Below are 13,497 nucleotides of genomic sequence, written 5' to 3'. Positions count from 1 at the left end.
ACCTCAGGCTTGCGGGGTTGATGCGCTAATCAGTTTTTCGCGCGTGGCATCCGCGCGGGGAAGATCGGCAGTAATACGGCCGTCGGCCATCACCAGAATGCGATCGGCCAGCGCCATGACCTCATCCAGTTCAGACGACGAAAACATGACCGCCAGCCCCTGTTGCGCCAGCTGACCAATCAGGTGGTACACATCGGTTTTGGCGCCCACATCAATGCCGCGCGTGGGTTCATCGAGCAGGACAACCTGAGGACCGGTCATCAGCGCTTTGCCCAGCACCACTTTCTGTTGGTTGCCGCCGCTCAGCGAGGTGATGGGCAGTTCGCTGTCGCTGACTTTAATGGCCAGTTGCCGAATCATCTCATTCACCCGCTGCTGCTCCCGTTCAGGGTTTACGAGGCCCAGCGCGCGTCGAAACCCGCGCAGGCTGAGATCGGACAACGTCATGTTGGCGGTGATCGACATCAACCCCACGATGCCTTCGCCCTTGCGATCCTCCGGCACCAGCGCAATACCACGCCTGAGCCGCTGCTGAAAATTACAGGTATCCAGTCGCTGCTCACCCAGACAGATATGCCCGTCCTGACAGGGCTGTAGCCCGATCAGACCTTTAAACAGCTCCGTTCGCCCGGCACCCAGCAGACCATAAATCCCAATCACCTCGCCTTTGCGCAGGCTAAAACTGACTGCATTCAGGCGGTAACCGCCGTTCTGATGCAGCGCCGTCAGCCCGTCGACTTTCAGTACCGTTTCGCCCTGTACGGCAGGCTGATAGTCGAAATGTTTTGTCTTGTCGCCCACCATTTGCGCAATGATCCAGGGCACGCTGGCCTCGCGCACCTCCCGTTCCGCAATAAAGCGCCCGTCCCGGAAAATGGTGATGTGGTCGCCAATTTCCATCAGTTCTTCCAGCCGATGGGAGATATAAATGATGGTGACGCCACGTCGCTTGAGTTGCTCAATCACGTTGAACAGCACTTTGACTTCCGACTGACTCAGGGCGCTGGTGGGTTCGTCCATGATCAGCACGCGCGTGTCCTTTGACAGCGCCCGGGCGATCTCTACCAGTTGTTGATGACCAATGCCTAACTCATCCAGCGGCGCACAGGGATCGACGTCCAGCTCCAGCCGCTCCAGCAGCGCCTGGGCCAGCTGATACTGGTACTTTTCATTGATGACGCCGCGCTGAAAGAATTCGTTGGCGATAAAGACGTTGTCCATCACGTTCATATTGGGGAACAGGTTCAGTTCCTGAAAAATAATGCTGATGCCCAACTTCTCAGCCTGATGAGTGGAACTGAGCGTAACCGGCTTGCCATCCAGCCAGATTTCACCTGATGAGGGCGTTTCAACCCCCGCCAGCATCTTCATCATGGTGGATTTGCCTGCGCCGTTCTCCCCGATCAGCACATTTACTTTGTTGCGATACACCCGATAATTGACCTGATCCAGCGCGGTCACACCGGGATACACGCGTGACAGGCCACGCGTTTCAATAATGACGTCGTCTTGCGGTTGCGCTTCAGGCATGATCACCTCCTCACTGACGCGTAATCTGGGCTGGCGTGATAGCAGGAAGGGCGCGCGGAATATCCCAGCTACTGAACACCCCTACCACCTGGACGTGATCACCGGTTTTGATATGGCTGTCCTTCATCATGTTGACGGCCTGCTGATTAATGGCTTTGCCAAAATCACTGAACAGGTCCTGATTGTTGAAGTCCTGATAGCTGATGCCTTTATACGCATCCCGCAGCGCCGTACCACGAATAATCGGGCCCGTCTGAATAGTGACAGTGTCACCCGATGCATCTTTGACTTTCATTTTGCCGTTGCGCGAGGTGGTCTCCAGCGCCGTCACATCGCCGCTGACACTGACACTAAAGACACAGGGGTTTTCGCTTTGTGAGCGATAGCCGAGCGCCTTACAGGCGCTGTCCAGATCCTTCTCTGCCTGCAGCCGCTGCATCAACTCGCCCAACGGTCTGGCCTGAGCGACGATCTGCGGAACCAGCTTCTGCTGCCAGAGGGCGTGGATGTTGGCCATGTGCGGATTGGGGGGATTCTTGAGATCGGCCAGTTCCTGCTGCGAGACAATACGGCAGCCGCTCAGCGCGGCGACCACCAGTATCAGACAGAGTCGGTTGTACATACATTCTCCCTGGCGCCCGTAAAGACGGGCGCAATACGCGTGAATTACGACTTGTAGTTAAAATCTTGTACGTTTTTGGCATTGTCTGGCGTGATCAAAATGCCGCGGAACATCACACGTTGTTTCTCCGGCTTGACGCCCTTCTGGATGTAGTTATCCAGGTCAGTCATGCCCTGCGCGGCAATCGCCTGGGCCTGCAGCATGACGGTGGCTTTTAAGGTCCCGGCTTTCACCGCATCACGCTCGTCATTGCTGCCGTCAATCCCGACCACGACCACATCGTTGCGGCCTGCCGCTTTTAGTGCGGCAATCGCGCCCAGCGCAACCGGACCATTACCGCAAATCACCCCTTTTACGTCCGGGTGGGCCTGTAAAATGCTGTCCATGATGCGTTTGCCGTCGATAAGCGTGCCTTTGGCATCCTGACGGGCGATGCTTTGCATATCGGGATACTGTTCCAGCACCTGGTGGAAGGATTTTGAACGGGTGACGCAGTTATTGTCTGCGAGGTTACAGGTCAGCTCGGCATACTTGCCTTTCTCACCCATTTTCTCGACAAACACGTTGGCCACATCCGAACCGGCCTGAAAATTGTTATGGGTGATTTGTTCCAGCGCCACATCGTCTACCGGGATTTCGCGATTGATTAACACCACCGGTATCCCGGCGTCTTTCGCTTTCTTAATGGCCGCGACGCTGGCTGTCGAGTCCGCGTTATCCAGAATGATGCCCTGCACTTTTTTGCCGATGGCCGCATCGATCAGCTCGTTTTGTTTTTTGACATCCTCACCATGAGACAGCACCGAGGTTTTGTAGCCCAGTTCCTGCGCTTTCAGATTGGCCCCCTTCGCTTCTGAGGCGTAATAGGGATTATCCAGGGAGTTAACCAAAATCATGATGGTGCCCTTTTCCACGGCAAGCGCCGCGTGGGAAAACAGGCAGGCGGCAATCGAAGTACAGAGCAACGTCGTTTTTTTCATGGTGATGTCTCGCTATTATCGTTGTGGCAGGGAAAAGATGACGGGCCGGTCGCCTTACCAGATGGTGAATCCACCGTCGATCATCAGGTCAGCACCGGTGATCATGTCGCTGCCATTGCTGGCAAAGAACAGGACGGCGGCGGCAATTTCGTCGGTATAGGCAAAGCGGCCTAAGGGGATGAGTTTTTTCATTTCTGTGCCCTTCTCACCGCGCCAGGCTTTTTCGCCCATGGGCGTCAGTACCACCGTCGGTGATAAGGTATTGACGTTAATGCGGTGCGGGGCGAACTCTTTCGCCATCACCTTTGTCATACCCAGCAGGCCAGCTTTCGCCGAGGTATAGGCCACATGGTTGTCGATAGCGATGGAGGCCGCCTGAGAGGCGATATTAATAATCTTGCCGCCGTTGCCAGCCCGGACCATGCGTTTCGCCACTGCCTGCGAGCACAGAAAAGGCCCGGTCAGATTGACGGCGATCTGCTTTTGCCATTCCGCAAATTCGGTGTCCAGCACCGGCTGGAGCATCACATAGCCCGCGCAGTTCACCAGAATGTCGATATGTCCGTAGTGGTTTTCCACCTCCCCGAACGCCCGTTTAACGTCGGCAGGTTCCGTCACATCACAGCACACCAGTTGCACCGGCTGACCGGCGAACGTCTCACGCAGGTGTTCCGCTTTTTCGGCTTCAAAAGGCGGATAAAGCAGCGCCAGGCGAGCCCCTTTCTTCAACAACATCTCGTTACTGGCCATGGCAATGCCGCCCAGACCGCCCGTCACCACGGCTACTTTGCCGCTGAGATCCATGTTGTTGTCTACGCCATAACGCAGGTTAACGTCATATTCACTGCTCATCCGACTGTCCTCTCAGGTTTTTAATTCCCCACAATCATTTTCGAACAAAAATATATGCTATCGAATTGATGGTTAATGTGGCTAAGATCAAATTTCGCGAAAATGCCCTTCAGGCAGCGACAGCCCGTTAAAATCCCGTGATCCAGATTACAGATCCCGTGAAACAGGCGGTGCAAACAGTGACAGGGTGAGAGACAGGAGGCGACAATAAGTCACATTCATTTTCGTTCGAAAACACACAGAGAATCGGCGCTCACTCGCCAACGCGAAACCGGCAAGGTAAACTCTTTCACAGCGCGTGAATGCACGAAGCCCGATGCAAGTAAAAGAGGGAGCATTTCGATTGAAAAGCAAAACTGAGCAGTTAGCTGAAATGCAGCAGCGGCGTGAAAAGATTTTAGAGATGATTCGGGAAGACGGCACGGTAACGGTTAAAGCGTTAACCCAAACTTTTGGGCTTACCGAGGCCACGCTGCGGACCGACCTGCGCATGCTGCAAAAACAGGGATTTGTACAACGCTATCATGGTGGCGCAACGCTGATGACCGGCAAGCAGAACACCGGCCTGTTGCAGCTTGAACGTCAGACGCATCTGGAAGAGAAAGACGCCATTGGTCGTCTGGCCGCGCAGCACATCGAAAATGGCGATACGGTGATTTTCGATTCCGGTACGACAACGACGGCGATTGCCGATGCCATCAGCCACATTCGCCGTCTGTCTGTGGTCACCACCGCCGTCAACATCGCCCTGAAACTGGGCGGTGAGCCGGGCATTAATGTGTTGCTGACAGGCGGCACCTTTAAGTTTCCGACGCTGTCAACGTCGGGCGAGAAAGCGGCCAGCTTTTTTGAAAATGTGCTGGCGGAAAAGCTGTTTCTCGCCACCGCCTGTATTTCGCCGCGGCTGGGCCTGAGCTTTCCCAGTGAAACCGATATTAAAGTGAAAATGGCGATGATTAACTCCGCCAGTACCGTTTATGTCGTGGCGGACTCCAGCAAAATCGACAAGGTCTCGATGTTTGCCCTGCCCTGCGACTGGAGCCACATCCACTATCTGATCACCGACAGTGGGATCAGCCCGTCGCATATTGCGGCCTTTGAAGCGCTGGGCGTCAGGGTGCTGGTTGCGCCCACTCCGACCCGCCGGTCAGGATAGTCTGTCCCTGATTTTTCCCCCGACGCCGTCATCGTCAGTGCGATGCCGTCACGCTCATCGCCGTCTCGCGCGATTGGGCAGCCATAAGATCGGCACGGTAATAGCGCACCACGTCGCCCACAATCAGTAACGACGGTGACACCGGTTTTTGCTGTTCGACCGTATCAGGCAACCCGGCCAGCGTGGTGATCAGCACCCGCTGGTCCCGGCGCGTACCGTTTTCAATGATTGCCACCGGCGTCGCCTCACTGCGGCCATATTCCCGTAACCGGGCGCTAATCACGCTGCTCCAGCTTAACCCCATGTAAAACACCAGCGTCTGATTGGTGGCGGTCAGCGCCGCCGCATCCAGCTGCGGTTCGCCGCTGCGCCCGTGCCCTGTGATAAAGCGCAATGACTGGGCGCAGTCACGGTGCGTCAGCGGAATGCCGCTGGCAGCCGCACAGCCCACGGCGGCGGTAATGCCGGGTACCACCTCGCAGGCAATATTCGCCTGCTGCAGGCTGACCATCTCTTCGCCGCCACGGCCAAAGATAAAGGGATCGCCGCCTTTTAACCGCACGACATTGCGCCCGCTGGCGGCCAGATCCACCAGCAGTTGATTGATCTGTGCCTGCTTCAGGCCGTGATGACCCGGCTGTTTACCGACGTCGATACAGAGCGCGCTGCTGGCGACTTCCGCCATCACCGCTTCGCTGACCAGGCGATCATAAACCACGACGTCCGCGCGTTGCAGCAAACGCAGCGCCTTGACTGTCAGTAGCTCCACATCCCCCGGCCCAGCCCCGACCAGCCAGACCTTGCCCGGGCTGGACGCGTTTTCCGGCGCCAGCAGTTTATCTAAAGCGTTGATCGCGATCGTCATTCTTCCTCCGGTACAGCAACGGAAAGCAAAAGGTGTTTTAGCTCCGGCAGACAGGAGCCGCAGTTAGTACCACAGTTGAGTGCGTTACCCAGTGCCTGGGTGCTGTGACAGCCCTGTTTAATCGCCTGTAAGATCGTGTTTTCTCCGACGCCAAAGCAGCTACAGATCGTCCGGCCAGCCACGGCACGTTGTGCCGATTGTCCCGCCAGCAGAGCATGCCGTTCCGCCGCATTCGCCGGCGCCTGGCGAAAAGCCTGCGCAACCCAGTCATGATCGATCGCGGGTAACGACGCGCCGGCATAAAAGGCCAGCTGCAGCTCTCCGTTGCGCCAGGCCAGCAGGCGGTAATGCGGTTCCGCCGCATGGGCGGTTTGCCGTTGCAGCCCGTCCAGCGGGATCGTTGCCGTGAGCCACTGTTCTGGCGAACCGTCTCCGGCCAGGCTAAAACGATGCGCGCCCTCATAGGGTGTACGCGCCCAGTAGCGCAGCCCGTCAGGCGGGCTTACGTCGCGCTGCCAGAGCCAGCCCTGCCAGCGGGTGTGGAGCGGCTGGATACGTACGGCGGTTTGTTTAAAGGCAGGCTGTGCCGAGACCGGACAGCGGGTTGAGGCCACCAGCCCGCCGACCGTGCCCTGCAGGCTGAACTGTCGGTTCCAGTGCATAGGGACAAAGATCTCACCGCGTCGCAGACCGCTGTCCAGCGTCACGCGCACCGTCATCCAGCCCGCGTCGGACTGCACCCGTGCCAGTGCCCCCGCGCACAGGCCATAGCGTTGTGCGTCCTGCGGATGCAGTGCTGCAAACGGCTCATCACAATGCTGCATGAGCCGGGGAACCAGACCGGTGCGTGTCATGGTGTGCCACTGATCGCGGATCCGTCCGCTGTTCATCAATAACGGATACGCCGCCCTGCACGCGACGGGCTGCGGCGTGGCCGGTGGCAACAGGCGGGCTTTACCATCAGTATGGTAAAAGTGCCGGTCGCTAAACAGCCGCGCGCAACCCTGGGGATAGCGGGCGTTGACCGGCCACTGCACCGGCGTCAGCGCATCCCACTGTGCGTCGCTCATCCCGGCCAGACCGCTGATATCAAACGCGCGCTGGCCGTTGTTCTCAAATCCCGACAACGCCGCGTGTTCGCGGAAGATGGCTGCCGGATGCGTCCAGGCAAAACCTTCATGAAAGCCCAGACGCTGGGCGACCTGGGCGAGTAACCACCAGTCCGGTTTCGCTTCTCCGGCCGGGGGCATAAACGCGCGCTGGCGGGAAATCCGGCGTTCAGAATTGGTCACGGTGCCGTTCTTTTCCCCCCAGCCCTGCGCGGGTAGCAAAATATGCGCAAAGGCGGTGGTATCCGTTTGCGCCAGTACGTCTGACACTATCACCAGCGGACAGGCAGCCAGCGCCCGTGCAATGCGATTGCCTTCTGGCATCGAAACCGCCGGATTGGTGCCCATAATCCATACGGCTTTGATCGCCCCGCGATCAATGGCGTCGAACAGATCGACCGCCGTCAGGCCGGGCTGACGCGCCATACGCGGACTGCGCCAGAAACGCTGTAAACGGTCGCAGTCTTCCGCAGTGAAACTCATATGAGCCGCCAGTTGGTTGGCCAGTCCGCCAACCTCCCGCCCGCCCATCGCATTCGGCTGTCCGGTCAGCGAAAACGGGCCGCAGCCGGGTCGGCCTATCTTGCCGCTAAGCAGATGCGCATTGAGAATGGCATTGTTGTTGTCACTGCCGCTTTGTGACTGGTTGATGCCCATACACCATAAGGTCACTACGCGCTCATGCCGGGTAAACAACCGGTAGAACGCCGCGATCATGTCGTGGCTGATATCACAATGGGCTGCCACCGTCGCACAATCCCACTGCCGCGCGGCCTGTAAGGTTGTGTCTACACCGTCCAGATGCGGCAGCATCGTGGCGTCAATGCCGCCATGCTGTTCCAGCCAGTGCAACAGGCCCGAAAACAGGGCCGGATCGCTGCCCGGCCGGAGCGGTAAGTGCAGATCGGCGAATTCACAACTGGCCGTGCGGCGCGGATCGATCACCACAACCTGCATCTCAGGGCGCTGCGTTTTTGCCTGCTTCAGGCGCTGAAACAGCACCGGATGAGCCCAGGCGGCGTTCGAGCCGACCAGGATAACCACCTCGGCCTGATCCAGATCCTCGTAACAGCACGGCACGGCATCCGCGCCGAACGCCCGTTTATAGCCCGTCACCGCTGAGGCCATGCACAGGCGTGAATTGGTATCGATATTGGCGACGCCGAGAAAACCTTTCATCAGCTTGTTCGCCACATAGTAATCCTCGGTCAGCAACTGGCCGGAACCGTAAAAAGCCACCGCCTCCGGGCCGTACGTATCGATAATCCTGCGCAGTCCGTCAGCCGCGGCATCCAGCGCCGTCTCCATGCTGACGCGCTGGTGATGAAGCTGAGGATGCAGCAACCGTCCGGCCTGTGTCAGGGTTTCGCCCAGCGCCGCGCCCTTCACGCACAGCCGCCCGGCATTCGCCGGATGACTGGCATCGCCCCGGACCTGAGCCGACGCGCTCTGCGACTGCGTGACCTCGACGCCGCAGCCCACACCGCAATAAGCGCAGGTGGTTTTCATGATGCCTGCGCCATCAGGTTAAGCGGACGGTTGGCGACCCACACCTGGCCGTCCTCCAGTTTGACCGGCCAGCAGCGCAGTTGATGCTGAGGGTTATCCAGGCTCTGTCCGTCCCGCAGGCGCACCCGCTGTTTGTAAAGCGGAGAGATCACCACCGGCTCCCCGGCAACATCGCCAAGGATGCCGCGTGACAGCACGCTGGCTTCGCTGCCTGGCTCACGATCCTCCAGCGCATAACAGTCATCACCCAGACGGAATAAAGCAATACGGACGCTGCCAAGACGGGCCCCAATGCCGGCCTCTGGCGGGATGGCCTCCAGTGGACAGATTTCGCTCCAGGGTTCGGCGGGCAGATGCATCAGGGGAATACCGCTGGCCTTGTGGGGCTGGCGTTGTCCGCGCACGCGCGCATAGTGCAGCGTTTCATCCGGGTGATCGCTGTTCACTGTGGCGGTAAACAGCGCACGTCGCGAAGGATCGGCCAGCGTGGTCTGCCATTCGCACTGCCAGGTGTCTACCACCTGTTGCATGTCCTGTTCCAGCGTGGCGGCGATCCCCAGGCTGTCATGAATCACCACCTCACGCAGGTAGTCCAGCCCGCCCTCCATGTTATCCATCCAGACGCTGGTACGCTGCAGGCGATCCGCCGTGCGCACGTAGAACATCAGAATCCGGTCGACGTACCGGATCAACGTGTCATCGTCCAGATCGCTGGCAAACAGTTCCGCATGGCGTGGCTTCATGCCGCCATTGCCGCAGACATACAGGTTCCAGCCGTTTTCCGTGGCGATGACCCCGATATCTTTACTTTGCGCTTCCGCACATTCGCGGGTACAGCCGGACACGGCCATCTTGATCTTATGTGGTGCGCGCAGGCCCTTATACCGGTTCTCCAGCGCGATGGCGAAGGCGGTAGAATCCTGCACGCCATAACGACACCAGGTCGAGCCAACGCAGGATTTCACTGTACGCAGGGATTTTCCGTAGGCATGACCGGTTTCAAAGCCGGCTTCCAGCAGGGTTTCCCAGATAGCAGGCAACTGGTCCAGTCGCGCACCAAACAGATCGATACGCTGGCCGCCGGTGATTTTGGTATAGAGGTCGTAACGCGCGGCCACTTCGCCGATGGCGATCAGGCCCTGTGGCGTGATCTCACCCCCTGGCACGCGCGGCACTACCGAATAGGTGCCATCTTTCTGGATATTGGCAAAGTAACGGTCATTCGTGTCCTGTAAGGGTAAATGGGCCGGTTTCAGCAGGTAATCGTTCCAGCACGAGGCCAGCAGCGAACCCACCAGCGGTTTACATACCTCGCAACCACAGCCCCGTCCGTGGCTGGCCAGCAGCTCGTCAAAGGTTTTGATGCCATTGATACGGATCAGGTGATACAGCGCCTGGCGGGAATAGGCGAAGTGCTCACAGATGTCTTTTTTAACGGCGACGCCCTGGTTTTCCAGCTGAAACTCCATTACCTGTTTTACCAGCGCAGCGCAGCCGCCACAGCCGGTTGCCGCTTTGGTGCAGCTTTTAATACTGGCCATCTCGCCACAGCCGCTCTGCACCGCCTGGCAGATATCGCCTTTACTGACGTTATGACAGGAGCACACCTGGGCGCTGTCCGGCAGCGCAGCGACGCCCAACCCTTTGGCCGGCGCGCCATTTAATACAGGCAAAATCAGCGCTTCCGGTGCTGCCGGCAGCGGCATGTCATTTAACATCGTTTGCAGGAGGGTGGCATAGTCGCTGCTGTCTCCTACCAGCACGCCGCCCAGCAGTCGTGTATTGTCGGCGCTCACGACGATCTTCTTGTAAATGCCTTTTGGTCCATTGGCCCAGTGGTAGCTCAGGCTGCCCGGCGTTTTGCCGTGCGCATCGCCAAAGGAGGCGACGTCTACGCCCAGCAGCTTCAGTTTGGTGCTCGTGTCGGCACCAGTGAACTGCGCGGGTTCGGCCGCCAGATGCCCGGCCAGCACTCGCGCCATCTGGTAGCCCGGCGCTACCAGGCCAAAAATCTGCCCGTTCCACAGCGCGCATTCGCCGATGGCATAAATGTCGCTGTCACTGGTCTGGCAATGGTCATTGATGGTAATGCCGCCGCGCGGCCCCACGCTGATGTCGGCACTGCGGGCCAGCTCATCACGCGGACGGATACCGGCAGAGAACAGCACCAGGTCGGTGGCCAGCTCGCCGCCATCGGCAAAGTGCAGCACCAGACTGCCGTCAGGCTGGCTGGCAATTTGTTCGGTCTGCTTCGCGGTATGTACCGTCACGCCCAGCGCGTCGATCTTTTGCCGCAGCATCAGCGCCCCGCCTTCGTCCAGTTGCACGGCCATCAGGCGCGGCGCAAACTCAACCACGTGGGTCTCCAGCCCAAGCTGCTTCAGCGCGTTGGCGGCCTCCAGGCCCAGCAGCCCGCCGCCGATCACCACGCCGCGCTGACTCTGGCGGGCACAGGCTGCGATGGCATCCAGATCGTCCAGCGTGCGGTAGACAAAGCAGCGCTCGCCGTCATGGCCGGGGACCGGGGGGACAAAGGCGCGCGAGCCGGTGGCCAGCACCAGCTTATTCCAGGCCAGCTCACGGCCCGTGCTGTCGCGCAGGCTGCGCTGCTGGCGATCGATCGCCTCTACCCGGCAACCGCTACGCAGTTCAATCGCGTTTTGGGCAAAAAATTCCTCGCTTACCAGCGACAACTGCGTGGCCGTTTTACCGGTGAAATACTCGGAAAGGTGAACCCGGTCGTAAGCCTGATAGCGCTCTTCGCCGTAAACCACCACGTGATAATGTTGATGCAGGTTACGATCGACCAGTTGCTCCAGAAAATGGTGGCTGACCATGCCGTGACCCACCACGGCTAATACAGGTTTCGTTTGGCTCATCACAGGGTTTCCTGCAGCCAGCGGCTGCGTTTCAGGTTCATCAAGGCCGAACAGCGTATTCACAGAAACCGGTCCGGCATTATGGAGTTGGTTCAGCAGCGCACCACTTTGCTGGCAGTCGCCATACAGCAGCACGCCGTTCAGCCGGCCGTCTTTGAGGAACAGGCGGCGATAGTGCCCGGCGATCGGGTCAAAACTAGTGACAGACGGGGCTTCGCGAACGTCACCGGCGCTAAACAGGGAAATACCGCTGACTTTGAGACGGGTGCCCGTGGCCGCGCTGTAGAAATCCGCCTGAGGCCGATCGGCCAGTTGCGCCGCCAGAATCTTCGCCTGGGCCAGACAGGGCGCGACCAGACCGAAGGTCTCGCCGCTGATTTCACAACATTCGCCTAGGGCATAAATTCCCGCGTGCGCACTGCGCAACTGGCGATCCACCAGTATGCCGCGCTGGCAGGGAATCCCGGCGGCCTGCGCCAGGGCGATTGCCGGCTGGACACCAATGGCCATCACCACCTGCTGCGCCGCCAGCACCCGGCCATCGTGGAGGATCACGCTATCCGTCCGGATCGCCGCAAGGCTGGTATTCAGTTCACAGCGAATGCCGCGCGCCCGGAGCTGGGCCAGCAGTAATTCCCCTGCCCTGGCGTCCAGCTGTCTGTCCAGCAAACACGACTGACGATGAATCAGCGTAACCTGACGCCCCTGCGCCTGAAGGCCGGCGGCCGCTTCTATACCCAGAAAGCCGCCGCCGACCACCACGACCGGACCCTGCCCCGCCAGCAAAGTGTCTACATCCTGCAGCGTGCGAAAGGTGCTGACATGCGGCAGGTCGCTGCCTGGGACAGACGGCCGACAGGGCTGCGATCCGGTCGCCAGTACCAGGCGGTCCCAGTGCAGCAGGCGCTGGTCGGTGCGTAAGGTCCGCTCAGCGACATTCACCTGTTCCACCGTCTCTCCCGCCAGCAAGGTCATGCCGTGACGGTGATACCAGTCAGGATCGTGGATCAGCGTTTGCGCAACGGTGGTTTCCCCGGCCAGCAGTGGCGACAACAGCACACGGTTATAGTTGCCGTGCGGCTCACGGCCAATCACGGTGATGTCGTAACGCGTCGGCGCCAGCTGCAACAGGGTTTCCACCATGTGCATGCCCGCCATCCCGTTACCCACAACCAGCAACCGTTGTCTCATGGTGTCGTCCTTATGCCGCCGAGGTCTGTTTTTCGTAGAGAAAATGCAGCACTTTCTGGCGCAGCTGGTGATAACGCACGTCATCCGCCAGCGCCACGCGTGAACGCGGTCGGGCCAGGTCAATCGTCAGGATGTCGCCCACCTGCGCCGCCGGGCCATTGGTCATCATCAGCACCCGATCGGACAGCAACACGGCTTCATCCACATCATGGGTAATCAGGACGATGGTGGTGTTCAGCGCCTGCTGGATGCGCATGACGCTGTCCTGCAGATGCGCGCGCGTTAAGGCATCCAGCGCACCGAAGGGTTCGTCCAGCAGCAGCACGCGAGGTTTCATTGCCAGCGCGCGGGCGATGCCGACGCGCTGCTTCATGCCGCCGGAGATCTCGCCGGGGCGCTTATGCATGGCATGACTCATTTGCACCTGGTTGAGGTTGTGCTCGATCCAGTCACGTCTTTCGGCTTTGTTCATCTTGCCTTTGAACACCTGCTCGACCGCCAGCTCAACGTTTTGATACGCCGTCAGCCAGGGCAACAGCGAGTGGTTTTGGAACACAACGGCGCGCTCAGGGCCGGGGCCGGTAACTTCGCGGTTATCGCACAACAGGACACCGCTGGTAGGCCGGGTTAAACCGGCGATCAGGTTGAGCAGCGTGGATTTACCACAGCCAGAGTGACCGATCAGGCTCAGCGTTTCCCCCTGATGAAGATCAAAACTGACATTATCGAGCGCCAGAAAATCGCCGCCGGAGGTGGTAAAACGCTGGCTGACCTGCTGTACACGAATGATAGGTTGCATAGTGT

At 59.2% G+C, this 13,497-nt stretch carries 9 protein-coding genes; 1 reads left to right on the top strand and 8 read right to left on the bottom strand.

Features of this window, described 5'->3' with window-relative positions; genetic code table 11:
• Positions 1 to 3: 3 nt before the first annotated feature.
• From G5574_RS00500 to G5574_RS00485, 4 genes are read right to left on the bottom strand one after another with little or no spacing between them, the layout of a single operon-like run.
• Complete coding sequence (locus tag G5574_RS00500; RefSeq protein ID WP_164481855.1) at positions 4 to 1,530, bottom strand: sugar ABC transporter ATP-binding protein; 1,527 nt, start codon at positions 1,528 to 1,530, stop codon at positions 4 to 6.
• 10 nt (positions 1,531 to 1,540) lie between these two features.
• Complete coding sequence (locus G5574_RS00495) at positions 1,541 to 2,152, bottom strand: DUF2291 family protein (protein WP_164481854.1); 612 nt, start codon at positions 2,150 to 2,152, stop codon at positions 1,541 to 1,543.
• A 44-nt stretch (positions 2,153 to 2,196) separates the two neighbouring features.
• Positions 2,197 to 3,132, bottom strand: a complete 936-nt coding sequence (locus G5574_RS00490; RefSeq protein WP_033741095.1) for a D-ribose ABC transporter substrate-binding protein — start codon at positions 3,130 to 3,132, stop codon at positions 2,197 to 2,199.
• A gap of 54 nt (positions 3,133 to 3,186) precedes the next feature.
• Positions 3,187 to 3,984: a GolD/DthD family dehydrogenase gene (locus tag G5574_RS00485; RefSeq protein ID WP_164481853.1), complete on the bottom strand. Its 798-nt coding sequence runs from the start codon at positions 3,982 to 3,984 to the stop codon at positions 3,187 to 3,189.
• Between the two features lie 343 nt (positions 3,985 to 4,327).
• Between G5574_RS00485 and G5574_RS00480 the strand changes: the two genes are divergently transcribed.
• A complete protein-coding gene (locus G5574_RS00480) occupies positions 4,328 to 5,140 on the top strand; it encodes a DeoR/GlpR family DNA-binding transcription regulator (protein ID WP_033741089.1) in 813 nt (270 codons plus the stop codon).
• Between the two features lie 34 nt (positions 5,141 to 5,174).
• On the opposite strand, the gene cobA is transcribed toward G5574_RS00480, so the two are convergent.
• Genes cobA through G5574_RS00460 form a run of 4 tightly spaced genes read right to left on the bottom strand, consistent with a single transcriptional unit; the run spans position 5,175 to position 13,492 of the window.
• On the bottom strand, positions 5,175 to 6,005 hold the full coding sequence (gene cobA, locus G5574_RS00475; protein ID WP_058701711.1) for a uroporphyrinogen-III C-methyltransferase: 831 nt from the start codon (positions 6,003 to 6,005) through the stop codon (positions 5,175 to 5,177).
• A complete protein-coding gene (locus tag G5574_RS00470; protein ID WP_164481852.1) occupies positions 6,002 to 8,623 on the bottom strand; it encodes a nitrate reductase in 2,622 nt (873 codons plus the stop codon). Before G5574_RS00470 ends, cobA begins: the two co-directional genes overlap by 4 nt.
• On the bottom strand, positions 8,620 to 12,693 hold the full coding sequence (gene nirB / locus G5574_RS00465) for a nitrite reductase large subunit NirB (RefSeq protein ID WP_164481851.1): 4,074 nt from the start codon (positions 12,691 to 12,693) through the stop codon (positions 8,620 to 8,622). The genes G5574_RS00470 and nirB overlap by 4 nt, the downstream gene beginning before the upstream one ends.
• Positions 12,694 to 12,703: 10 nt before the next feature.
• Entirely contained in the window at positions 12,704 to 13,492 is a 789-nt protein-coding gene (locus G5574_RS00460; protein WP_006118921.1) for an ABC transporter ATP-binding protein, read from the bottom strand.
• Positions 13,493 to 13,497 lie beyond the last annotated feature (5 nt).

It is taken from the genome of Pantoea stewartii, assembly GCF_011044475.1.
GTDB lineage: Bacteria > Pseudomonadota > Gammaproteobacteria > Enterobacterales > Enterobacteriaceae > Pantoea > Pantoea stewartii.
The sequence above is the reverse complement of the archived record's forward strand: the minus strand, read 5'-3'. Positions and strand labels throughout refer to the sequence as shown.